Here is a 22767-nt window from a genome sequence, read left to right as displayed (position 1 = left end):
CCCGAGCGTCGCGGCGGGAGGACAACGGGGACGAAATATGGGATACCAAAACGCGCGATTCGCTGCTAGGTTGTCATGAGCCTGCTCTCGACGACAAGGAAGTCAGCCATGTGCGTCCACGACCACAACGCCCTGCCCGCCCCCGACTCCGCCCTCGCGCGCCGGAGCGTCCTCGCCGGAGCCGCCGCACTGGCGGGCCTGGGCGTGCTCGGAGTCCCCTCCGCGTCCGCGGCCGTCCCCGCTCTGGCGGCCCCGGCGGCGGGTGCCGCCGCGGCCTCGGCTCCGTCCGGGCGGCCCAGTGCTCCGGGATACCCCGGCTCCGCTCCGGAGACCCGCCCGCTCGTCATCGAGGGAGGAACCCTCGTGGATCCGGTCACCGGCGACGCGACCGCCGATGCCGTCGTGGTGCTCGACGGGGGCCGGGTGGTCGCCGCGGGCGACCGCGACGCCACCCGCAAGGCGGTCGCCGGTGTGGCCGGCCGGGCCGACGTCGTGGACGCCGCCGGCCGGTTCGTCGTCCCGGGCCTGGTGGACGCCCACGTCCACGCGAACGCGCTCGAGGACGCGCGGCTCATCCTCCACAACGGCGCCACCACGGTCCGCAGCGGCTCGTCGAGCTTCTACCAGGACATCGCGCTGGCGGCGCTGCCCGAGTGGGCGCCCGGGCTTTCGCCGCGCATGCACCCGGCGGGGTTGTTCGTCTCGCCGGAGCTCGGCGACTCCGTGCTCGCCGACCCGGAGCTCGCCCCGCTGGCGGCACTGACCGACGGCGTGCGCGAGGAGAAGGCGCTGGCGCACCTCACCGGGGTCAACCGCAAGCGCGGCGCCACGGTCATCAAGACGCGCGCGAACCCGCGCGCCGGCCTGCCGGAGCAGGACCCGCTGGAGCTGGTCTACGGGGAGGAGCAGCTCGCCGCGATCGTGCGGGCGGCCAAGGGCGCGGGCGTGCTCTGCCACTCCTACAGCGCCGAGGGCATCGCCGGCGCGGTCCGGGCGGGCGTGCGGAGCATCGAGCACGGCGTGTTCGTGGACGGTGCCACGCTGGCCGACATGGCCGCGCGCGGCACCTACTTCACGCCCACGCTGGCGGGCATCGCCTCCATGCAGGGCTCCGCCGACCCGGTCCTGGCCGAGCGCGGACGCGAGTACGCCCCGGTCCTCCGCGAGGCCGTCCGGGCCGCCGCCGACGCCGGGGTCGGGGTCGTCGCCGGCACCGACTCCTTCGGCACGGACGTGACGCCGATCGGCACCGAGGCGCGCGCGCTCGCCGACGCCGGCCTGCCGGCCCTGGAGGCGCTGCGCTCCGTCACGACGCGCCCCGCCGCGCTGCTCGGGGTGGAGCGCGAGGTCGGCCGGCTCGTCAAGGGGGCCGTGGCCGACGTGGTGCTGCTGGACTCCGACCCGCTCGCGAGCGCGGCGGCGCTGGAGCAGGTCTCCGCCGTCATCGCGCAGGGCCGGGTGGTCCGCAACGACGGCTGAGGGTGGTCACCGCCCGTGCGCGAGCAGCCCGCAGGCGTGGGCCGTCGTCTCCTCGATCAGCCGGGGGGCCTCGCGCAGGAGCTCGGGGAGCTCGGCCGCGCCGGGCGCGATCGAGAACGCCGCGGTCAGCCCGGCCTCCCGGGTCTGGGCGGCTGACAGCCGCACGGTCCCGGCGATGACGACCACGGCGGCCCCGGCGGGGGAGTGGCGCCGGACGGCGTCGACGACCTTGCCGCCGAGCGACTGCGTGTCGAGGGCTCCCTCGCCGGTCAGCACGAGGTCCGCCCCGGCGAGCGTCTCGGCCAGTCCGACGGCGTCGCCCACGAGCTCCGCGCCCGGCAGCGTCTCCGCGCCGAGCAGCCCCACGAGCGTCACGGGCAGCCCGCCGGCCGCGCCGAACCCGGCGGCGGCGCGCAGATCGTCGGGTCGCCGTCCGGCGGGCCGTCCCACCTCGGCGACCACCTCGGCGAGGTGGGACAACCCGGCGTCGAGCACGGCGACGTCCTCCGCGCTGGCACCCTTCTGCGGCCCGAACACGGCCGCGGCACCGCGCTCGCCCGTGAGCGGGTTGTCGACGTCCACCGCGATGCGCCAGCGAACCTCGCGCGCCCGGGGGTGCAGGTGCTCCAGGTCGATCCGGGCGATGTCGGCCAGCCCGCCGCCGCCTGGCGCCACGGGCTCGCCGCGGTCGTCGAGGAAGCGGGCGCCGAGCGCCGTCAGCAGGCCCGTCCCGCCGTCCGTGCTCGCGGAGCCGCCGATGCACAGGAGGATCTCCTCGGCCCCGGACTCCAGTGCGGCGCGGGCGATCAGTCCCACCCCGTGCGTGTCGGCGCGCAGGGGCTGCAGCGGGACATCGGACACCGCGGGCAGGCCGTTGCCCTCCGCCGCCTCGACGACGGCGGTCCGGCCGTCCGCCGAGAGCCCGAAGCGCGCGTTGCGCGGCCGCCCGAGCGCGTCCACCGTGCTCACGACCTCCGCCGCCCGGCCCCACGCCGCCAGCAGCGCGTCGAGGGTGCCCTCGCCGCCGTCGGCGAAGGGCAGGACGACGACGTCGGCGTCGCCGAGGACCTGCCGCGCCCCGCGCGCCATGGCCTCCGCGGCGCCGAGCGCGCTCACGCTGCCCTTGAACGAATCCGGAACGCAGACGATGCGCTTCATGGGTGCCCCTCCCGGGAGATGGTCGCGTGCTGGACGGTGTGCCGGTCCATGACCTCGGGGTCCGGTGCGAAGCCCAGTCCCGGCGCACCGGGCAGGACCACGGTGCCCGCCGGACCGGGTTCGATCGGCACGCTCCCATTGTGGCCCAGGACACCCCGCTCGGCCGTCTCGTCGGCGCGAACATGACCGTGCGGCCGGTCCCGGCCGTCCCGCTGGTGGTCCTGCTGCTGGTGGTGGCCGTGCAGGGGGTGCAGGCGCTCCGGCCAGTCCAGGAAGGGGACCTCCAGCTCGGGCAGCGCGCGGCCCGAGCCGTCCATCCCCGGTCGGCCACCGGTCCGCTGGACCGGCAGGGCGGCGATCAGCTGCGCCGTCGCGAGCAGCGCCGGACCGTAGTAGAAGCAGTGCGGGACCACGGGCACGCCGAGGCGCTCCCCGGCGCGGTACACCTCCATCATGGCGGAGATCCCGCCGAGCTTGCCGACGCTGGGCTGGGCCACGGTCACGGCGCCGGCGGCCATGTCCCCGATCAGCCCGCAGGTCCCCGAGGCGTTCTCGCCGGCGGAGACGATGCCGTGGCGGGCGTTCAGGCGGGCCAGGGCGTCACGGTCGTCGGGCGGGAAGACCGGTTCCTCCAGCCAGCACAGGTCCAGCCCGGCGAGGTCGGCCAGGGCGGCGTCGGCCGCGGCCTCGTCCCAGCGGCAGTTGACGTCCACCATCAGCGGGGCGTCGCCGGCGGCCCCGCGCGCGGCGGCGACGGCGGGCACCGTGCTCTCGTGGAGCTTGAAGGCCCCGAACCCGGCGGCACGTGCCCGCAGGATCTGCCGGGCGACCTCGTCCGGGTCCTCGCCGTAGTGCACCAGGGAGGCGTACGCGCCGATCGAGTCGCGGGCGCCGGCGTCGAGCAGGCGCCGCAGGGGCAGGCCGGCGCGCTGGGCGGCCAGGTCCCAGAGGGCCGTGTCGACCGCCGAGAGCGCGTAGTGGACGGGCCCCGTCCGGCCGAACGCATGGAAGGCGTGCTCGGCCCGGGGGCGCAGGTCGGCGGCGTCCGCCGGCTGGCCGAGGAAGAACGGGCCGACGATGTCCTCCAGGGCCGCCCAGGTGGCCGGGTTGGTGCGGTGCCCGAACGCCTCGCCCCAGCCGACCAGCCCGTCCGCCGTCGTCACGGACACGACCAGTGACTGCATGGCCGTAAAGGTGCGCGACGATGCGTTAAACGAATCGACCGTCTCCGCCGAGGCGGCGCCGTCCTCCCGCCGACCCGCCGAGAACGGCATCGACAGCAGCCGCAGGTCGATGCGCTCGATGGCCGGTGCGGCCCCCGGTTCCGCCGGACTGGCGGCGTTCACTGGGCGTCCCCCGCGGGCGCGGCCCAGAGGGTGGCGCGCGGCCGGGGCGGGCCGGTCCGCGCGTCGTCGGGGCTCGCCTGATTGATTCGATTCAATGCGTCGTCTCCCTGCCGGTGTAGGAAAATCTCCTGTGTGGTTGACCTCACAGGGCGCCTAGCCTACCGTTGAGGACGACAGATCGGAAAGCGCATTCCATCGGCCGGTTCGCACGGGCCGCCGGGAGTGCCGGAACAAGGAGCCAGCCATGCTGACCCACACCTCTCGCCGGCCATCGGCCGACGGTGCTGCGGCGGAGGCGACACCATGAGCGTCGTCGCCGAGCTGCAGAGCCTCAAGACGCAGAAGGGCGGGAAGCGCCAGTACAAGGACAACAAGGCCGGGCACATCTTCCTGCTCCCGTGGACCATCGGCCTCTTCGTCATCACGCTCGGTCCCATGGCCATGTCGCTCTTCCTGGCCTTCACGGACTACAACCTCCTGCAGGCCCCCGAGTGGTCCGGCATGGAGAACATCGAGCGGATGATCAGCGACGAGCGGCTCCACAACTCGCTGCGCGTCACCTTCATCTACGTGCTCGTCGGCGTCCCGCTGCAGCTGGCCGTGGCCCTCGCGATCGCGATGCTGCTGGACCGGGGCATGCGCGGTCTCCCGTTCTACCGCTCCGTGTTCTACCTGCCCTCGATGCTGGGCTCCTCGGTGGCCATCGCGGTCCTCTGGAAGCAGCTGTTCGGCACCACGGGCCTGGTCAACCAGGTCCTGGCCATGATGGGCATCGAGGGCATGGGCTGGATCTCCAACCCGGACACCGCCCTGAGCACCCTCATCCTGCTCCACATCTGGACGTTCGGCTCGCCCATGGTGATCTTCCTGGCCGGGCTGCGGCAGATCCCCTCGATGTACTACGAGGCCGCCTCGATCGACGGCGCCACCAAGGTGCGCCAGTTCGTCAGCATCACGCTGCCGCTGCTGAGCCCGATCATCTTCTTCAACCTCGTGCTCCAGATCATCGGCGCCTTCCAGAACTTCACGCAGGCGTTCATCGTCTCCAACGGCTCCGGCGGTCCGGCGGACTCCACGATGTTCTTCACGCTGTACCTGTACCAGCAGGGCTTCAAGAACTTCGACATGGGATACGCGTCCGCCATGGCGTGGCTGCTCGTCCTGATCGTCGGCGGCTTCACCGCCCTCAACTTCCTCGTCTCCAAGTATTGGGTGTTCTACGATGACTGAGCAGATCTCCTCCCCCCGGAACGCGAAGGACGACGGCTCGCTGATGGCCGCGCCGGCGCAGAACAAAGACCTCACGCTCACGCCGGACCTGGCGGGCGAGGGCAAGGTGGACAACCTGCCGGAGCCCCACGTCTACCGGCCCTCCACGGGCTCGAGGATCCGGGCGGTGGTCAAGCACATCGTCATGATCGCCTCGGCCCTGCTGATGATCTACCCGCTGCTGTGGATGCTCGTCAGCTCGCTGCGACCCAACGACGAGATCTTCCGCTCGCCGGGTCTGCTGCTGAAGTCGTTCGAGATCGAGAACTACGCCAGCGGCTGGGACGCCCTGTCCCACCCGTTCAGCCACTTCCTGATCAACTCGGCGATCGTGGTCCTCGGCTGCATCATCGGCAACCTGGTCTCCTGCTCCATGGCCGCGTACGCGTTCGCCCGGCTGGACTTCCGCTTCAAGAAGCTCATGTTCGCGCTGATGCTCATGACCATCATGCTGCCGATCCACGTGATCATCGTGCCGCAGTACATCATGTTCTCCCAGATCGGCTGGGTGAATACGTTCTGGCCCATCATCGTGCCGAAGTTGCTCGCCACCGATGCGTTCTTCATCTTCCTGATGGTGCAGTTCATCCGCGGCATCCCGAAGGACATGGACGAGGCGGCCCGCATCGACGGCGCCGGCCACGCCCGCACCTTCCTCCAGGTGATCCTGCCGCTCATGGTCCCGGCCCTGGCCACCACGGCCATCTTCACCTTCATCTGGACCTGGAGCGACTTCTTCACCTCGCTGATCTACCTGACCAGCCCGGAGAAGTACACGGTGCCGGTGGCGCTGAGCGCTTTCATCGACTCCACGGGCGAGTCCAACTGGGGCGCACTGTTCGCCATGTCGATCGTCACCCTGGTCCCGGTGTTCATCGCCTTCCTGATCGGACAGAAGTTCCTCATCAAGGGCATCGCCACCACCGGCATCAAGTAGGCCGGACCGGACCGAGACCCGTGGACGGCATGGTCCGCGGACAGTACGACGCCGGGGCGTCGCCGGCAACGGCGGCGCCCCGCCTCCCCTATCCCTTCCGCCCCGCGTGCGCGCCGTGAGCGTGCGCAGATCCTAGGAGCACGTGCCCGTGAGCACCCCCCGCACCCGCTACGCAGTGATCGGCACCGGCAACCGGTGCCAGATGTACATCGAGGCCATCCTCGGCCCGCACCAGGACGTCGCCGAGCTCGTGGCCCTCGCGGATACCAATCCGGGGCGCGTCGAGTACTACCAGGACGTCGTCGAGCAGACCTTCGGCGAGCGCGTCGGAGCGTTCGACCCCGCCGACCTGACCGCGTTCGTCCGCGCGCAGGGGATCGACCGGGTCGTCATCACCACGCCGGACTTCACCCACGCGGACCTCGTGTGCGAGGCGCTGGAGGCCGGCGCCGACGTCGTCGTGGAGAAGCCCCTGACGGTGAGCGCCGAGGCCTCGGCGCGGATCGCCGAGACGGCGGGGCGGACGGGCCGCGAGGTGATCGTGACGTTCAACTACCGCTACTCGCCGCGCAACACCGCCCTGAAGGCAGCGATCCAGGACGGACTGATCGGCCGGGTCACGTCCATCGACTTCACCTGGGTCCTGGACACCGTCCACGGCGCCGACTACTTCCGCCGCTGGCACCGCATCAAGGAGAACTCCGGCGGCCTGCTGGTGCACAAGTCCAGCCATCACTTCGACCTGGTCAACTGGTGGCTCGGCGACACCCCGGAGCGCGTGTACGCCGCCGGTGGACTGAAGTTCTACGGTGCCCCGAACGCCGCCGAGCGCGGCGTCGTCGTGCACGAGCGCGGCACGCGCGACGACAGCGCCGAGGACCCCTTCGCGCTCGATCTGCGCTCCGACGAGCGGCTGAAGCGGCTCTACCTCGACAACGAGGCGCACGACGGGTACCGGCGCGACCAGGACGTCTTCGCCGAGGGCATCACCATCGAGGACAATCTCGCGCTCGTGGTCGACTACGCCGGCGGCCCCGTCCTCTCCTACAGTCTCAACGCGCACAGCCCGTGGGAGGGCTACCGCGTGGCCGTCAACGGCACCGAGGGGCGCCTGGAGCTCGACGTCGTCGAGCGCGCGGCCGTCCTCCCCGCCGAGGGCGGTGCCCCGGTGGACCCGTCGGTGTACGACGACGAGGTGGGCAGCCACGTGCGCAGCACCGGCGAGCGGCTGATCCTGCAGCGCCACTGGGAGGAGGCCCACGAGCTGGAGATCGTCAACGGCGAGGGCGCCCACGGCGGCGGCGACGGTCTCCTGCTGGCCGATCTCTTCCGCGGCCCGGGCGAGGACCCGTACCGGCGTCCGGCCGGGCTGGTGGACGGGATCCAGGCGATCGCCGTCGGCATCTGCGGCAATGCGTCCCTCGCGTCGGGGCAGGCGGTCCGCGTCGCCGACGTCGACCTCGGGCTCGAGCGGGCCCGCGCGGCCGTCGCGCGCGCCGGCGGGGCGGCCTCGGCAGCGGCGTCCGGAGCGGAGACCAGAGCAGAGCCCGGTGCGGAGACCGGGGCCGGCGTCGCGGCGCCGGTCCGCTAGGGGGGCGTCATGAACGGCAGTGTCCAGCCGATCATCATCACCGGTGGCTCCGGGCGCCTCGGCCGCAGCGTGATCGAGGGCTTCGCCGCGGCCGGGCACCGGGTCGTCAGCGTCGACCGTCAGGCACCCCCGGAGCCGGTCGACGGCGTCCGCTACGAGGACGTCGACCTCCTCGACGCACGTACCACGGAGGAGCTCTTCACGCGACTCGGCCCGGCCGCCGTCGTCTCCCTGGCGGCGATCGCCGTGCCCTTCAGCGCGCCCGAGGACGTCATCCTGAAGACCAACGCCGGCATCGCGCACAACGTCACCGCCGCGGCGGTGGCCTCCGGCGCGCGCAAGGTCATCGTCGCGTCCAGCCCCTCGATCATGGGCTACGGCTCCCCGGCGGGCTGGGTCCCGCCGCGGCTGCCGCTGGACGAGGACGTCACGCCGCGCCCCTGGCACGCGTACGGGCTCTCGAAGTACGTCGCCGAGCAGGTCGCGGCGATGTTCGCCGCCCAGCACGGTCCCGGCGACGGGGAGCACGGCGTGAAGTTCGCGTCCTTCCGGCCCTGCTACGTGATCGCACCCGAGGAATGGGAGGGCGCCCCGACCCAGCAGGGGCACACGGTCGCCGAGCGCCTGGACGATCCGCGGCTGTCCGCGCCGGCCCTCTTCAACTACGTGGACGCCCGCGACGTCACCGACTTCCTGCTGCTCCTGCTGGAGCGGATGCACCTCATCGAGAACGGCGACGTGTTCTTCGTCGGGGCCGCGGACGCGATGGCCCGGGCCCCGCTGGCCGAGGTGTTCCCGGAGGTCTACCCGGAGCTGGCGCACCTGTCCGGCGGGCTGACCGGCTCGTCGCCCGCGTTCAGCATCGAGAAGGCGCGCCGCGTGCTCGGCTGGGAGCCGAAGCGCAGCTGGCGCACCGAGCTGAAGGTCTAGTCCGCCCGGGGCACGCCGCCCGGCGGAAACGCCCTATCGTCGCGGCAGGGGCCGGAGGTAGCGTCGGAGGGAGTCCTCGCCGCACGGAGGTGTCCAGGATGCTCCACCCGCTGCCAGTGGCCGAACAGTGCCAGCGCGCCGCCGACGATGACCTGCGCGTGCTCGTCGTCGGCGCCGGGATCGCCGGTCTCACGGTCGCGGGGCTGCTGCGCCGGCGGGGCCACCGCCCCGTCGTGGTCGAGCGGCGCCGTGAGGGAGCCGACCCCGGCTACATGCTGGCCCTCATGCCCATCGTGGATGCGGCGCTCGAGGATCTCGGCGCGCGCCGGGCCTACCGCGACGCGAGCACACCCCTGCGCCGGTACCGGGTCCTGTCCCACCGGGGCGTCCCGCTGCGGACCGACGACATGACCGACATCGTCGGCGAGTACGGAGACTACCGCGGCATCGGCCGCGGCCCGCTCGTCGACATCCTCAGCCACGAGGGCTGCGACGTCGCCTTCGGGACCACGGTCACCGGCCTCGAGGAGCACGACGGCGGCCCGGTCACCGTCGAGTTCTCGACGCCGGGAGACGCTCGAGAGCCCGCGGCCACGGGCCGGGGGAGCACGACGGGCGAGTTCGATGCGGTGATCGTGGCCGATGGCCTCCACTCCGGCACGCGCCTCCTCCTGCCGGGACCGCTCGCCACGGTGGACGGCGTGGACACCGGCTGGGGCGGATGGGTCGTCTGGGTGGGACTGGACCCGTCCGACGAGCCCGCCGAAGAAGTCACAGAACCACCCGGCGGGGGCGCCGGGCCGGGGAGCGACGAGAGCGCATCCGGGACCGGGGCCGACCTGGGCGTCGAGCTCTGGGGGTCCGGCTTCTTCCTCGGCTCCTACCCGGTCAAGGGCGCACTGGGGGCGTTCCTCGGCGGACCGGAGGAGCTCACCGCGGCCGGCCCGGAGGCCTATGTGGAGCGCGTGCGCTCCGAACTCTCCACGGTCACGCCCCGCACGGGACGCCTGCTGCGGGCACTGCAGGAGGCGGAGGACCCCTTCTTCTGGCCGCTGACCGACGTCCGGGCGCGGCGCTGGGCGTCCGGCCGGACGGTGCTGCTGGGGGACGCCGCTGCCGGCTTCCTGCCCACGGCGGGCATCGGCGCCGGAATGGCCATGGAGTCGGCGTGGATGCTGGCCGGCGCGCTCGACGGCGCCGCCGCAGCGGATGTGCCCCAGCGGCTGGCCGCCTACGAGGCCGCCCAGCGGCCCCGGGTCGAGGCGGCCCAGGACACCTCGCGGCGGCTGGCCCGGATCATGTTCCGGGGTGGACGCCTGATGGCTGGTCTGCGAGACCTGGCGGCCCGCGCCACGAGCGTCGAGGTCGCCGTCAAGCCCATCCTCCGGCTCCTGCAGCACCCCGCCGACCCGGGGGTCTTCCGCCGGTAGCGGGCGGCCGCCGTCCGGGCCCGGAGGCCGCCGCCGGGCCCGGACTAGCGGCGCAGGACTGCCGGGCGCAGGCGGCCGCCCACCTCGACGGCCGGCCAGCGCGGATCCACGGAGAGGACGTCCACGAACGGCTCGCCGTCGCGCAGCGTCAGCAACGCCGTGTCCTCGACCTTGGCGGTGACGCCGTCCGGACCGGAGGCGCTGGGGTTCCAGGCGAAGGCCTGATCGGCGACGATCGCGTCCGGCAGGCCGGGGGAGAGGCGCGGGTCCCGGCCGTCGTACCCGGCGACGCCGCCCTGGTGGTGCCGCGTCCACTCGTCCTCCGCGAAGCCGTGCCGCGGGTAGGAGGCCTGGATCAACGGCAGCATCCCGGTCAACGGCTCGCCGGGGCGCAGCGCGTCGAGGATCTCGCGTTCGACCTCGAGGATCGCGGCGTCGGCCTCCTCTTCGCCGTCGACCGGCTCCCCGAACGCGACCCACCGGGTGGCGTTGGCGATGAGCCCGTCCCGGCGGGCGCAGACCACGGCCATGGCGCGCCGGCCCAGCGGCGCCGTGGTCGGCAGCGGGTGCCGGTGGGCTGCACGATGCTCGCCGGAGACGAGCAGAACCACCGGGTCCGCGCCGATCCGGACCAGCCCGGCCGCCAGCGCGGCGGCGACCTCGCGCTCGGTGGTCTCCGCCGTCGTCGCGGTCAGGACGTCGGTGAGGACCACCGCGGTCTCCTGGCAGAGTCCGCGGTAGCGCTCCACCTCACCGGGCAGCAGGGGCGAGCGCGCCGCGCGCAGCTCGGCCTCGACCTCCGCCTGGTCCAGGACCGTCCAGCCGGCGGCGGCCGGGAACCAGCCGGCGACGTCCTCGAGGGAGCCGTGCCAGTCCACGTCGTGCACGGTGACGCCCTCGGTTCCCCCGAGCTCCTCGGCCCGGAGCCGCTCCGACTCGTTGGAGAACACGCCCAGCTCGGTGCCGCCGTGGTGGACCAGGGCCCGGACGATCGGCGCGCCCGCCAGGCTGATGTGCGTCCGGGCGCCGCCGAGGAACCAGCCCAGCGTGGCGGGGGAGGACAGTACGACGGCGTCGGCCCGGCGGCGCTCCAGGATCTCGACGATCCGGGCCTGCTTGGCGGCGTGCTCGGTGGCGAGCAGGTCGAACTGCTCCGGCGTCAGGGCCTTCCCGGAGAGGGCGGCGGCCGGCGTCGGATGGGTGGCTGCGGGCGAGGACGGGGTCATGGGTGCTCCTGCGGGGTGCGGATGCTGTGGGCGTTGGGCGTTGGGCGGTGGACAGGTCTCAGCGTGAGCGGTGGAGGACGGGCGCCGAGGGCTCCCGGCCGGCCAGCTGCTGCTCGGCGAGGGCCGCGACGGCGTCGCGGGACAGTCGGCCGTCCGCCACGATCACGCGGACGCCGCGCCCCACGGGGTGGCCCGGCTCGGCCAGGACCGGGGCGTCCCACGCGAGGGAGGCGCCCAGGCCCGGGTAGCCGGAGCAGCGGACGAACCACGGATCGGCGTCCGTGGAGACGAGGATCAGCGTCGCCGCGCCGTGCCCCACCGCGAGGTCGGCGGGCGCGACGGCGTCGGAGGAGAAGTCGGCGGAGAAGGCCAGCCAGTCGGTCACGCTGCCGTGCACGGCGTCCTCGCCCTCGGCCTCCGCCGTGAAGATCTCCGCGCCGGAGACTTCCGGCAGGCGCCAGAAGAAGCCGCCGTACCCGCCGCCGGTGCGCCCGTTGGAACCGGGGGAGCCGAGTGGGACGGTGCGCTCGCCGGTGGCGGCGAGGGCGTAGCGGAAGTCCAGGGTCCAGCCGGAGCCGCGGGCCCCGTCCGGCCCGGCCAGATGCGGGGCGGCCTCGTCGCCGAGGGGCCGCGCCAGCACCTGGCGATCCTCGTGGAGGAGGACCTCGCCGTCGTGCCCCGCGGAGCCGGCGCCGATCCACTCCAGACGGGCCTTCAACCGTTGAGCGCACGCGCCGTGCGCCTCGGCCTCGGTCACCACCGTCTCGGAGACCGTGCGGATCCGCCCGTGGTCCGGCCGCCAGATGTAGCGCCCGTCGGCGCGGGTGTAGGTGCGTCCGCCCCAGAAGTTGTTGCCGTCCACGTCCTGCAGCGCCACGGAGACGCCGAGGTGCCACGGGTGGTCCAGCGGCTGTTGGTCGGTGACGACGACGCCGGACAGGGTGCGGACCCGGTCCAGGAAGGGGCGCGGGGAGTTGGTCGGCGCGATGTCCGCGCCGGTGCGCAGCCGGGCGACCTCGATGCCGGAGCGACCGCCGGGTGGCGTGATCCGCAGGGTCCCGCTGCTCGCCGCTTCCGCGGCCCACGGGGCCCCGAGCGACGACCAGCCCGTCTGTGCCCGGACGGCCCGGGCCACGTAGTCCTCGATGTGGGGCACCACCGGGTGGAGGTCGGCGCCCTCGCCCTCCAGCCGGACCTGGCCGGTGGGGATCGGCGCCGGGTCCTCCGCGGTGCGGACGGCCTCCAGCACGCGCATGAAGGAGCCGGTCTCCTCGAGCGGGCAGAGCAGCCGCTCGGCGGCCCCGGTGCGCACGTCGATGAGGTTCTCGAGCAGGTCGGCCCGCCCGAACTCGATGGTCCGCCCCGACGCGATGGCCGCGCCGACGCCGGAGGCCCCGGCGAGGTCGGGGTTCGGGGTGACGACCAGCTCGTCGCGCGTGTAGTGGAGGACGGCCTCGCCCTCCGTGCCGTAGACGGTGATCCAGGGGTCCCGCGCCGTCTCGGCGCACACGGTGAGGGCGCACGTCACGGGGATCCCGGACGTGGTGGTCAGCCGGACGGTGGACGTGTCGTCCGCCTCGATCCGGTGCGCGTGGTAGAGCTCGGTGCTCAGGTCCGCGACGTCGTCGGCCGCCTTGGCGCCGGCGATGTGCAGGGCACTCATGACTGCGTGGGCGAGCGGGTTGGTGACCACCCCGTCGACGACCTGGACGCCGTCCAGCACCCGATGCCCGGCCCACGGGGAGCGCTCGTAGTATCCGCGGGTGCGGACCCAGAGGCCGCTCGCGCCGACGGCGCGCAGCCGGCCGATGGGGGAGGCCTGCCCGTCGCCGGCGAACCAGCGGTCCAGCTCCTGCAGGGCGAGGGAGCCGATGGCCTGGAAGCCCACCTGCACGCGCCGGCCCGCCTGCTGGGCGGCGGCCAGCAGGTCGCGGTACTGCTCCATAGTCGCCGTCGGCGGCTTCTCCACGTACACGTCCGCCCCGAGCGCGAGGGCCTCGAGCGCGATCCCGTGATGCGTGGCGATGGGCGTGGAGACGATGACGATGTCCGGGCGCACCCCGGCCGCGACGGCGTCGGCCAGTGACGCGTAGACCGGCGTCCCGGCCCCGCGCACGTCGGGGCCGGGGTCGTTGAAGTCCACGCCGGCGGCGAGGCGCATCCTGCCGAGGCCGACCAGACGCTCGATGTTGATCAGGTGCTGCCGGCCGAACCCGTTGAGGCCGATCAGCACGACGTCGGGCGCGTCCGTCGACACCCCGCCCGTCGGCGCTCCAGCGGCCTGCGGTGCGGCGGCCTGCGCTCCTGCGGTCTGGGGTGCGGCGGCCTGCGCTCCTGCGGCCTGCGGTGCGGCGGCCCGGGTGTCGGTGCCCTGGAACTCTGTCATCTTGCCTCTGCCTCCGTCGGGTCGGGTCTCTAGCGGGTGGGGACCGCGGCCGCGGCGCCGGCCTCGAGGTGCGGGAGCACCAGGTCCGCGTAACGCTGCTTCATGGTCGCCAGCGTGAGGGCTGCGTCCTGCCCGTTGACCTCCTCGTTGAAGATCTCCACCTCCACCGGTCCGGTGTACCCGGCCTCGGCGACCCAGCGGGAGATCGTCGCGAAGTCCACGTAGCCGTCGCCCATCATGCCGCGCGACTTCAGCGCGTCGGCGGCGATCGGCAGGTTGAAGTCGCAGATCTGATAGCTGGCGATCCGGCCCTCGCGCCCGGCCCGGGCGATCTGCTCCTGCAGCTGAGGGTCCCACCAGACGTGGAACGTGTCCACCACCACGCCGACCGTCTCGGCCGGGTGCGGCGCCGCCAGGTCGAGCGCCTGGCCCAGCGTGGAGAGGACCGCCCGGTCCGCCGCGTACATGGGGTGCAGCGGCTCCAGCACCAGCCGGACGCCGTGCTCGGCCGCGAACGGCACCAGCTCGGCCAGCCCGGCGGCGACCCGCTCGCGGGCGGCCACCACGTCCTTGTCGGCGGGGTCGCCGACGCCGCCGAGAACACCCGCGGCGGCCGGCAGGCCGCCGACCACCATGATCAGTTCCCCGGCGCCGACGGCGGCGGTCTCCAGGATCGCGGCCCGGTTCGACTCCAGCGCGGCGGCCCGGCCGGCGTCGTCCGACGCCGTGAGGAATCCGCCGCGGCACAGGGTGGTGGCGCTCAGGCCGGCGTCGGTGATGATCGCGGCGGCGCGCTCGGCGCCGCCGGCCTGCTCCAGCAGGTGCCGCCAGGGGCCGATGTGCCCCAGGCCGGCGTCCGCGACGGCGGCCGCGGCCTGCTCGAGGGTGAGGTTCGGCGTGGTGCCGGTGTTCAGCGAGAGTTCGAAGCTCATGACGTCGCCCCCGCCCCGTGGCCCGCGCCCGGCTGGGCGATGCCGTAGGTCTCCAGCAGGCCGCGCATGCGCTCCGCGGCGAGCTCGGGCCGCAGCAACAGACCGGCCTGGTCCGCGAGGACGAATGTGCGCGACAGGTGGGCGATCGAGCGCCCGGAGTGCAGCCCACCGACCATCTGGAAGCCGGCCTGGTGGCCGTTGAGCCAGGCCAGGAACGCGATGCCGGTCTTGTAGTAGAACGTCGGCGCCGAGAAGATGTGCTTCCCGAGCTCGCGGGTGGAGTCCAGGATCGCCCGGCCGCGCGCGTCGTCGCCGGCGTCGAAGGCTTGCAGGGCCGTGGACGCCGCCGGGTAGATCGCCGCGAAGATGCCCAGCAGCGCGTCCGAGTACGCCTCGCCGTCGCCGTGGATGAGCTCCGGGTAGTTGAAGTCGTCGCCGGTGTAGAGGCGGACGCCGGCTGGGAGCGCGGCGCGCAGCTGCGTCTCGTGCTCGGCGTCCAGCAGGGAGACCTTCACGCCGTCGACCTTGTCCGCGTGGGTGCGGATGAGCTCGAGGAACGTCGCCGTCGCCTCGGCGACGTCGTCGCTGCCCCAGTAGCCGGCCAGCGCCGGGTCGAACATGGTGCCCAGCCAGTGCAGGACCACCGGCTCCTCGGCCCGTTCCAGCAGCGTGCCGTAGACGGCCAGGTAGTCGTCGGCGCTCGTGGCGACCCGGGCGAGGGCGCGGGAGCACATGATGATGACCTTGGCGCCGGAGGCCTCGACGACGTCGAGCATCTCCAGGTAGGCGTCGCGCACCGCGGCCAGGCCCTCCGGCCCCGGGGCCACGGAGGCCGGATCGAGCTGGTCCGTGCCGGCGCCGCAGGCCACCAGGTCGCGGACCGTGCGCCCGGCCAGCGCCGGATACTTCGCCGCGGCCACCACCGTGGCGGCCTCCTCCGCCGAGCGGCGGATCAGCTCGCAGGTCGCGGCGTAGTCCAGGCCCATGCCGCGCTGGGCGGTGTCCATGGCGTCGGCGACGCCGAGGCCGTAGGACCACAGCTCGTGCCGGTAGGCCAGGGTGGCGTCCCAGTCGAGGGTCGCCGGGGCGCCGGGGGTGTTGTCCGCGTTCATGACCGGGACCACGTGCGCCGCGGCGTAGACCTTACGGGAGGCGATCGGCGCCTCCGGGCGGCCGAACGGGCCGAGCTCCGGGCGGGCCGCGCCCGCGAGGGTGTACTCGGCGACGGACCCGTCCGCGGACGGCAGGGCGAGGCTCGTGCGGGTGGCGGCTGTCGTCGCGGTACTCACAGCGTGATCTCCGGGATGTCGATGGTGCGGCGCTCGGCGGCGGACTGCAGGCCGAGCTCGGCGAGCTGCACGCCGCGGGCGGCGGAGAGGAGGCCGAAGCGGTGCTCGCGCCCGGCGACGGCGTCGGCCAGGAACTCCTCCCACTGCAGCTTGAAGCCGTTGTCCAGGTCGGCGTTCGCCGGGACCTCGAGCCACTGGTCGCGGAAGGACTCGGCGACCGGCAGGTCCGGGTTCCAGACCGGCTTGGGGGTGTGCGCGCGCTGCTGGGCGACGCACTTGTTCAGGCCCGCGACGGCGGAGCCGTGCGTGCCGTCGATCTGGAACTCGACCAGCTCGTCGCGGTACACGCGGACGGCCCAGGAGGAGTTGATCTGCGCGACGACCTCGTCGCCGCCCGGGGTCTCCAGCTCGAAGATGCCGTACGCGGCGTCGTCCGCGGTGGCCTCGTAGGCCTCGCCCTTCTCGTCCCAGCGGGTCGGGATGTGGGTGGCCGTCTTGGAGTTCACGGACTTCACCTTGCCGATGATCCCCTCCATGACGTAGTTCCAGTGGCAGTACATGTCCGTGGTCATCGAGCCGCCGTCGGCGAGGCGGTAGTTCCAGGACGGGCGCTGGGCCTCCTGGATCTCGCCCTCGAAGACCCAGTAGCCGAACTCGCCGCGCATCGAGAGGATGCGGCCGAAGAAGCCCTCGTCCACGAGGCGGCGCAGCTTGACCAGGCCGGGCAGGTAGAGCTTGTCGTGCACCACGCCGGCGGTGATCCCGGCGTCCTTGGCCTGCCGGGCCAGGTCGACGGCCTCGGTCAGCGTCTCGGCGGTCGGCTTCTCGGTGAAGACGTGCTTGCCGGCGGCGATCGCCTTGGACAGCGTCTGGTAGCGCAGCGAGGTCATGGACGCGTCGAAGACGACGTCGATCGACGGGTCGTCGATGAGCGCGTCGAGGTCGGTGGTGTAGTGCTCGACGCCGTGCTTCTCGGCGAGTTCGGCGATCTTGGCCTCGTTGCGGCCCACGAGGACCGGCTCGACGGTCACGCGGGTGCCGTCGGCGAGCGTGATGCCGCCCTGGTCGCGGATCGGCAGGATCGAGCGCAGCAGGTGCTGGCGATAGCCCATCCGGCCGGTGATGCCATTCATGGCGATGCGGAGGACACGGGTCTCGGTCATGGGGAGCTCCTCTGAGAGGGACGGGGAAAGAAGTCCTAGGTGGGAATGCGCTTTCCAAGGTAGTCTCGGGACGGCGCGTGTGTCAACTGTCACAGCCGCGCGCAGGGATAGGCTCTCTGGATGGCAGCGACGGAAGGGAACGGTGTGGCGGTTCGACTGGCCGATGTGGCCCGGGAGGCCGGCGTCTCGCCGGCGACGGCATCGCGCGTGCTCAACGGCTCCAGCCGGAAACCGGCGGAGGAGATCGCCGACCGGGTGCGCGTCGCGGCGCAGCGCCTCGGCTACTTCCCCAACGCCCAGGCGCAGGCGCTGGCGCGCAACACGGCCGGCCTGGTGGGGCTGATCGTCCACGACATCGCCGACCCGTACTTCTCCTCGATCGCCCGTGGCGTGCAGCAGGGCCTCGGGGAAAACGGTGTCCAGCTCCTGCTGAACAGCACGGGCCGGGATCCGCAGCGGGAGCTCGCCGCGGTGCGGGCGTTCATGTCCCACCGCACCGACGCCATCCTCCTGGCCGGTTCCCGCAGCCAGCAGGAGGACCACGAGCTGATGGAGGCCCTGCGCCGCTACCAGGACAACGGGGGCCGCGTCGCCATGATCGGCCAGCCGCTGCCCGCCGCCGGCGGCGTCCAGCTGGACAACGCCGGGGCGGCCGCGGCACTCGCCGACGAGCTGCTCAAGCTCGGCCATCGCCGTTTCGCCGTCCTCGCCGGGGACCAGTCCCTCGCCACCGCCCGGGACCGCGTCGAGGGCTTCGTGGGCAAGCTGCGCGACGCCGGCGTCGAGCCCGTGGCCGTCCGGGAGGGCGCCTTCACCCGCGATGGCGGCTACCACACGGCCGGGGACCTCGTCCGCGACGGCCTCCTCGAGGCCGGGCGGCAGACGTGCGTCTTCTGCGCCAACGACGTCATGGCGCTGGGCACCATGACGGCGGTGCGCGAGCGCGGGCTGCGCCTGCCCGACGACGTCGCCGTCGCCGGTTTCGACGACATCCCCACCCTCGGCGACATGTTCCCCTCCGTCACCACCGTCCGGATCCCGCTGGAGGAGATCGGTCGCATGGCCGGGGAGATGGTGATGGAGGACGGCGACGCCCGTCGCCTGGTGGTCTCCGGTCATCCCGTCCTCCGGGAGAGCACGCGCCCGGTCGGCGCCTGACGCCCTCGGGGCGTTCTCTTGACATGTGAGCGAGGGCACACCTACGCTCCCTCGTGAACGTTCACTCACCGCCGTGCTTCGCCCTCTGGCGCATAAAGTGAACGTTCTCGTCATCGGAGCGATGCCACCGCGGTTGCGTGAGGCGCGCGCCGGTGACGGCCCGAGCGGACCGAGAGGCGGCCCGGGTCGATCCGACAGTTGATCCGGCCTCCAGAGAGGCTCGGCCACCAGAACTCAAGGAGGAGAACGGTGCTCAACAACAGCACAAGGCGCTCATCGCAGCGGTCCCGGCTGGCCCGGGCCGTCGCCACGGCAGCAGTAGCAGGCCTCGCGCTGACGGCGTGCGGCGGCGCAGCAGGAAGCGACGAAGGCAAGGAGGGAGGCGAGCAGGTCAGTCTGCGGTTCTCCTGGTGGGGGTCGGACCAACGGTCCCAGAACACCATGGCGATCATCGAGGCATTCGAGGCGAAGAACCCGGACATCGACATCGTTCCCGAGCCGAACAGCTTCAGCGGCTACTGGGACAAGCTCGCGACGCAGTCCGCGGCCGGAGACGCTCCGGACGTGATGCAGATGGATCTGGCCTACTTCCGCGAGTACGCGGATCGCGGCGTCCTGCGGGACGTGCCGGACGTCGATACCTCCAAGATCAGCGATGACCTGCTGTCCCAGGGGCGAACCGACGAGGGTCAGTTCGGGATCCCCACCGGCTTCGCCTCGATCGCCATGATCGCCCATCCGGGGGTCTTCGAGGAGGCAGGCGTCGACCTGCCAGACGATCAGACGTGGACCTGGGAGGACTTCGCCGACGTCACCGAGCGGATCAGCGAGAATGTCGAGGGGGCCTACGGCTCCACCTCGCCGTTCGAACCAGTGGGCGGCTTCATGACCTGGCTGCGCCAGCAGGATCAGCACATCACGACCAGCGACGGCGAGCTCGGGTTCGAGGAAGCGGATCTGCAGCAGTATCTGGAGTTCCAGAAGGCCTTCGTCGATGCCGGGAGCTACCCCGATCCGACCGTCATCGAAGAGGACCGGGCGGCCGGTACCGAGCGCTCGCTGCTCGCCCAGGGCCGGATGGGCCTCCTGAGCGGCTGGACCAACCTCCTGCCGGCTGCCTCCTCCGCGTCCGGGGCCGAGCTGGTACCACTGAGGACGCCGAGCATGACCGGGAAGGCGGAGGACAACGGGCTGTGGCACAGGGTATCGATGTTCCTCTCGGCCAGTTCGGGGACCGAGCATCCTGAGGAGGCGCAACGGTTCATCGACTTCTTCGTGAATTCGGAGGAAGCCGGGATGGAGAACCTGACCGACCGGGGCCTCCCGGCGAACTCCGAAGTCAGGACCGCTGTGATGGATCAGTTGGAAGGGCGCGATCTGGCCGCTGCGGAGTTCCTGGACGACATCGAGGACGAGGTCTCCGAACCTGAGCCGGTGCCCGTTGCCGGATCGGCGGAGTTCGAGGGGATCCTCCACCGCTACGAGACCGAGGTCTACTTCGAACGGCTGACTCCCGGCGAGGCGGCCGCTGCCGCCTACGCCGAGATGAAGCAGGCCATCGGCTGACCCGGGGTCTCTCGAAACCGGACGGTCACCGAGGATGAAAGGGCGGCGCGCCGACGTGCGCCGCCCGGCACGTGAGGAAGCATGTTGAACGAGAAGACGTTGCCGGTTCCAGGCGACGAGAAGTGCCACCCGCCGGCTGACTGGGGTCGCAGTCCCATCACGGGGTATACCCGCGAGCATTGGGAATCGGCTGCGGATCGGCTCCTGGAGTCGGCGTGGCGGTGGGCCAGCCCTTCGGGCGCGGCCCTCAATCCTCCGGGACCAGCCTCGGCGAGCGGACCGGCGTCGGATGGCTTGGAAGGCTTTGCCCGCAGCATGCTCATCGCGGCCTTCCGCGTCGCGGGCTCGGGCGGCACGGATCGGCGCGGTTGGCTCGCCCGGTACGCCCGAGGCCTGCAGGCGGGGACGGCCCGCCCCGGGGATCCACTGCCGGCCGGTACGGCCGCCGAACCGTGGCCGGTCATCGGCGACCACTTCGACGGCGGCCAGCCGATGGTGGAAGCCGCGTCCGTCGCCCTCGCGCTACGGCTGACCCGACCGTGGCTCTGGGACCTCCTCGACCCGCTGGTCCAGGAGCGCGCCGTCGATTGGCTCTCCGGGGCCCTGCGGGCCGTGCCGGCCCCCAACAACTGGTACCTCTTCCCCTACACCGTCGCGGGCTTCCTCGAGTCCGTGGGGCGCGGCAGCGAGGAGACCCGGGCGGCCCGTAGACGGGCGCTGGCCCTGCTGGAGGGGTGGTACGGCGGCGACGGGTGGTACGCCGACGGCGAGGGGCGAGCCTTCGACCAGTACAACGGCTGGGCGATGCACTTCTATCCAGTCCTCGATGCCTGGATGGACGGCCGTACGGACGTGCACGTGGACCGGCTCGAGACCTTTCTGGCGCGCTTCCGCTACCAGTTCGGATCGGATGGCGCGCCGGTCTACATGGGTCGGTCCATGACCTACCGCTGGGCCGCCGGCACGGCGATCGCCGTGGGGGCCCTGACGGGCCGGACGCCGATTTCACCCGGCCAGTCGCGACGGCTGCTCAGCGGATCGCTTCGATACTTCCTAGAGCGCGGAGCGCTGAACGAGCACGGACTGCCCTCGTTGGGCTGGCACGGCGAGCATGCCCCGACAGTGCAGGACTACTCGGGGCCGGCATCGCCCCTCTGGGCCGCCAAGGCCTTCGTGTGCCTGCTCGCCCCGCGGGACTCCGCGCTATGGACGGCGACCGAGGAACTCGCTCCGGTGGAACGGGAGAGCAGAATGCTCGCCGATCCGGTGCCCAACTTCCTGATCCAGGCGACTGCCGACGACGGCATCGTCCGGCTCCACAACCACGGGTCCGACAAGGTGCGCCCGTACCAGGAAGCCGGTGCAGCGGGCGCCGATCCTCTCTATGCCCGCCTGGCCTATTCGAGCGCCACCGGCCCGACTCGCGCCGGCGAACCCGAGGACAATCATGTCGGCGTGAACTGGCGGGGAAACAGGTCGGCCCGCCGACGCATCCATCCGATCGGGGCCGCCGACCACGGCTGCTGGGGTTGGGCCGCGTCCTGGCACCGGCCGGTCTTCGCGACCGGCTCGACGTCGATCCCGGGGATGACGGTCGAGAGCTACGTGGTCGCCTGTGGAAGCACCGAAGTCCGGATCCAGCGGGTGCGGGGAGCTCTGTACGACGTCGTCCTGGAATGCTCGGGGTGGGCGGTTCCTCAAGGCTCTGCCCTGGAGTCGACGCTCGAGAACCTGCAGGGGTTCGTCTCGCGGGAGACGGCTGTCGCGCCGTCCGGGACCGCGTTCGGCGCGGGGCCCGCCGCGGTTCCTCGGCTGACCGCACCGGTACGGGGCGATGGGACGTTCGTCGCGCGCGCTCGCCTCGCACCGCACGGGACACGGGGCGCGGGGATCGAGGATGTGGAGGTCTCCGCCGACGGTGCCCGCGTGCGATTCCGGTTCGTCCCCTCGTCCGCGCCCCCGGAGCGGAGCGGGGACCCGCTGAACGCGCCGCTGTCGATCGTCGTGGACATGGCGCAGCAGACCGTCCAGGAGGCCCGGCGGTGAGCCGCCGATTCGCCGTCAGCACCCTGGGGATGCCGGGGCGGCCGCTGGCCGAGAGTGCTGCACTGGCTGCCCGTGCAGGCTGCGACGGGCTCGAGATCCGGACCCACGCGGACGAGGAAGTCAACGTCGACGCGGGGGACCGGCGGCTGAGGTCGCTGCGGACCGTCGTCGAGGACGCAGGGCTCCAGGTGGCGTGTCTCGCAGGCTATGTCCGCGTGTGCGCCGAGGCCCCTCCGGGCAATGTCGAATCCGATCTCCGACGGCTCATCGACGCGGCCCAGAGCATGGGAGCCCCGTCGATCCGCGTGTTCCCCGGAGGCGCTCCCGGCGACACTGCTCGGGGGCGGGCGCGCCTCCATGCGGTTCTGCCCGAATTGGAGACGGCGGGCGTCCAACTGCTCGTCGAGACGCACGACTCCCACCCGACGGTCCGAGCCGCCCGGGAGCTCGTGGCACCGCTGGAGCGCCCGGAGCAGTTCGGGGTCCTGTGGGACGCGGTCCACCCCTGGCTGGCGGGAGAGTCCCCGGCCTGTTCCAGGAGCTTGGCCGGTGAGCACCTCGCCTACTTCCAGATCAAGGATCTGGCGCTCCATCCGAAGGATCGGGACCGGCCCCTGCCCGCCGTCCCCGGGGAAGGCGATCTGCCTTTGGGCGAATTCGCCCGCGCACTGCAGGGGTGGCACAGCGATGCCGGCGGCAGAGATGCATGGATCTCTCTGGAATGGGAACTCGCGTGGTACCCCGAGATCGGCTCCGTCCGGCCGGCGCTCGAACAGGCCGGCCGCTGGTTCCAGGCCCTCGCCGAATGATGCTCTCTGAGTATCGTTTCATCTTCAATATGAAAGGTCAGAGCACTAAAAA

Annotated in this window: 17 protein-coding genes; 10 read left to right on the top strand and 7 right to left on the bottom strand. The window is 72.5% G+C overall.

What is annotated here, in order from left to right; genetic code table 11:
* Window positions 1-108: 108 nt before the first annotated feature.
* Window positions 109-1479, top strand: a complete 1371-nt coding sequence (locus ABD784_RS08995) for an amidohydrolase family protein (RefSeq protein WP_344883110.1) — start codon at window positions 109-111, stop codon at window positions 1477-1479.
* Window positions 1480-1485: 6 nt separating this feature from the next.
* Here the strand turns inward: ABD784_RS08995 and ABD784_RS08990 are convergent, their stop codons facing one another.
* Both ABD784_RS08990 and ABD784_RS08985 read right to left on the bottom strand, forming a co-directional pair.
* Window positions 1486-2637, bottom strand: coding sequence for a glycerate kinase (locus tag ABD784_RS08990; RefSeq protein WP_344883107.1), 1152 nt, complete (start codon window positions 2635-2637; stop codon window positions 1486-1488).
* Window positions 2634-3983: a mandelate racemase/muconate lactonizing enzyme family protein gene (locus ABD784_RS08985; RefSeq protein WP_344883104.1), complete on the bottom strand. Its 1350-nt coding sequence runs from the start codon at window positions 3981-3983 to the stop codon at window positions 2634-2636. Before ABD784_RS08985 ends, ABD784_RS08990 begins: the two co-directional genes overlap by 4 nt.
* A 303-nt stretch (window positions 3984-4286) precedes the next feature.
* Between ABD784_RS08985 and ABD784_RS08980 the strand changes: the two genes are divergently transcribed.
* From ABD784_RS08980 to ABD784_RS08960, 5 genes are all read left to right on the top strand, one after another.
* Window positions 4287-5213, top strand: a complete 927-nt coding sequence (locus tag ABD784_RS08980) for a carbohydrate ABC transporter permease (protein ID WP_344883101.1) — start codon at window positions 4287-4289, stop codon at window positions 5211-5213.
* A 43-nt stretch (window positions 5214-5256) separates the two neighbouring features.
* The gene (locus ABD784_RS08975; protein ID WP_425582956.1) at window positions 5257-6189 is read left to right on the top strand and encodes a carbohydrate ABC transporter permease; all 933 of its coding nucleotides are present in this window, start codon (window positions 5257-5259) and stop codon (window positions 6187-6189) included.
* Window positions 6190-6391: 202 nt separating this feature from the next.
* A complete protein-coding gene (locus ABD784_RS08970) occupies window positions 6392-7780 on the top strand; it encodes a Gfo/Idh/MocA family protein (RefSeq protein WP_425582955.1) in 1389 nt (462 codons plus the stop codon).
* A 9-nt stretch (window positions 7781-7789) separates the two neighbouring features.
* Entirely contained in the window at window positions 7790-8710 is a 921-nt protein-coding gene (locus ABD784_RS08965) for an NAD-dependent epimerase/dehydratase family protein (RefSeq protein WP_344883092.1), read from the top strand.
* A 98-nt stretch (window positions 8711-8808) separates the two neighbouring features.
* Window positions 8809-10140 carry an FAD-dependent oxidoreductase gene (locus ABD784_RS08960; RefSeq protein ID WP_344883089.1) on the top strand — a complete coding sequence of 444 codons (1332 nt, stop codon included), beginning with the start codon at window positions 8809-8811 and terminating at the stop codon, window positions 10138-10140.
* Window positions 10141-10184: 44 nt separating this feature from the next.
* On the opposite strand, the gene ABD784_RS08955 is transcribed toward ABD784_RS08960, so the two are convergent.
* Genes ABD784_RS08955 through ABD784_RS08935 form a run of 5 tightly spaced genes read right to left on the bottom strand, consistent with a single transcriptional unit; the run spans window position 10185 to window position 17136 of the window.
* The gene (locus ABD784_RS08955; protein WP_344883086.1) at window positions 10185-11366 is read right to left on the bottom strand and encodes a M24 family metallopeptidase; all 1182 of its coding nucleotides are present in this window, start codon (window positions 11364-11366) and stop codon (window positions 10185-10187) included.
* Between the two features lie 58 nt (window positions 11367-11424).
* Window positions 11425-13752 (bottom strand): DUF6807 family protein, encoded by a 2328-nt coding sequence (locus ABD784_RS08950; protein ID WP_344883083.1) that lies wholly within the window; start codon window positions 13750-13752, stop codon window positions 11425-11427.
* A gap of 29 nt (window positions 13753-13781) precedes the next feature.
* The gene (locus ABD784_RS08945; RefSeq protein WP_344883080.1) at window positions 13782-14684 is read right to left on the bottom strand and encodes a sugar phosphate isomerase/epimerase family protein; all 903 of its coding nucleotides are present in this window, start codon (window positions 14682-14684) and stop codon (window positions 13782-13784) included.
* Window positions 14681-15973 (bottom strand): dihydrodipicolinate synthase family protein, encoded by a 1293-nt coding sequence (locus ABD784_RS08940; RefSeq protein ID WP_344883077.1) that lies wholly within the window; start codon window positions 15971-15973, stop codon window positions 14681-14683. Before ABD784_RS08940 ends, ABD784_RS08945 begins: the two co-directional genes overlap by 4 nt.
* Complete coding sequence (locus ABD784_RS08935; RefSeq protein ID WP_344883074.1) at window positions 15970-17136, bottom strand: Gfo/Idh/MocA family protein; 1167 nt, start codon at window positions 17134-17136, stop codon at window positions 15970-15972. The genes ABD784_RS08940 and ABD784_RS08935 overlap by 4 nt, the downstream gene beginning before the upstream one ends.
* Window positions 17137-17256: 120 nt before the next feature.
* On the opposite strand from ABD784_RS08935, the gene ABD784_RS08930 reads away from it, so the two are divergent.
* From ABD784_RS08930 to ABD784_RS08915, 4 genes are all read left to right on the top strand, one after another.
* Window positions 17257-18294 carry a LacI family DNA-binding transcriptional regulator gene (locus ABD784_RS08930; RefSeq protein ID WP_344883072.1) on the top strand — a complete coding sequence of 346 codons (1038 nt, stop codon included), beginning with the start codon at window positions 17257-17259 and terminating at the stop codon, window positions 18292-18294.
* A 249-nt stretch (window positions 18295-18543) separates the two neighbouring features.
* The gene (locus tag ABD784_RS08925) at window positions 18544-19860 is read left to right on the top strand and encodes an ABC transporter substrate-binding protein (protein ID WP_344883070.1); all 1317 of its coding nucleotides are present in this window, start codon (window positions 18544-18546) and stop codon (window positions 19858-19860) included.
* Between the two features lie 81 nt (window positions 19861-19941).
* Window positions 19942-21906 carry a DUF2264 domain-containing protein gene (locus ABD784_RS08920; protein ID WP_344883068.1) on the top strand — a complete coding sequence of 655 codons (1965 nt, stop codon included), beginning with the start codon at window positions 19942-19944 and terminating at the stop codon, window positions 21904-21906.
* Window positions 21903-22715, top strand: coding sequence for a sugar phosphate isomerase/epimerase family protein (locus tag ABD784_RS08915; RefSeq protein WP_344883065.1), 813 nt, complete (start codon window positions 21903-21905; stop codon window positions 22713-22715). Before ABD784_RS08920 ends, ABD784_RS08915 begins: the two co-directional genes overlap by 4 nt.
* The last annotated feature ends 52 nt before the right edge of the window (window positions 22716-22767 follow it).

This window comes from Zhihengliuella alba (genome assembly GCF_039538765.1).
Taxonomy (GTDB): Bacteria; Actinomycetota; Actinomycetes; order Actinomycetales; family Micrococcaceae; genus Zhihengliuella; species Zhihengliuella alba.
Note: the sequence above shows the minus strand (reverse complement) of the source record. Positions and strands in the feature narration are given on the sequence as shown.

Bases quoted from the DNA above. Each gene is read 5' to 3' on its own strand.
- ABD784_RS08995 (WP_344883110.1), top strand. From the start codon at position 109: ATGTGCGTCCACGACCACAACGCCCTGCCCGCCCCCGACTCCGCCCTC.
- ABD784_RS08955 (WP_344883086.1), bottom strand. From the start codon at position 11,366: ATGACCCCGTCCTCGCCCGCAGCCACCCATCCGACGCCGGCCGCCGCC.
- ABD784_RS08920 (WP_344883068.1), top strand. From the start codon at position 19,942: ATGTTGAACGAGAAGACGTTGCCGGTTCCAGGCGACGAGAAGTGCCAC.
- ABD784_RS08980 (WP_344883101.1), top strand. From the start codon at position 4,287: ATGAGCGTCGTCGCCGAGCTGCAGAGCCTCAAGACGCAGAAGGGCGGG.
- ABD784_RS08945 (WP_344883080.1), bottom strand. From the start codon at position 14,684: ATGAGCTTCGAACTCTCGCTGAACACCGGCACCACGCCGAACCTCACC.
- ABD784_RS08975 (WP_425582956.1), top strand. From the start codon at position 5,257: ATGGCCGCGCCGGCGCAGAACAAAGACCTCACGCTCACGCCGGACCTG.
- ABD784_RS08965 (WP_344883092.1), top strand. From the start codon at position 7,790: ATGAACGGCAGTGTCCAGCCGATCATCATCACCGGTGGCTCCGGGCGC.
- ABD784_RS08930 (WP_344883072.1), top strand. From the start codon at position 17,257: ATGGCAGCGACGGAAGGGAACGGTGTGGCGGTTCGACTGGCCGATGTG.
- ABD784_RS08970 (WP_425582955.1), top strand. From the start codon at position 6,392: ATGTACATCGAGGCCATCCTCGGCCCGCACCAGGACGTCGCCGAGCTC.
- ABD784_RS08950 (WP_344883083.1), bottom strand. From the start codon at position 13,752: ATGACAGAGTTCCAGGGCACCGACACCCGGGCCGCCGCACCGCAGGCC.
- ABD784_RS08960 (WP_344883089.1), top strand. From the start codon at position 8,809: ATGCTCCACCCGCTGCCAGTGGCCGAACAGTGCCAGCGCGCCGCCGAC.
- ABD784_RS08990 (WP_344883107.1), bottom strand. From the start codon at position 2,637: ATGAAGCGCATCGTCTGCGTTCCGGATTCGTTCAAGGGCAGCGTGAGC.
- ABD784_RS08935 (WP_344883074.1), bottom strand. From the start codon at position 17,136: ATGACCGAGACCCGTGTCCTCCGCATCGCCATGAATGGCATCACCGGC.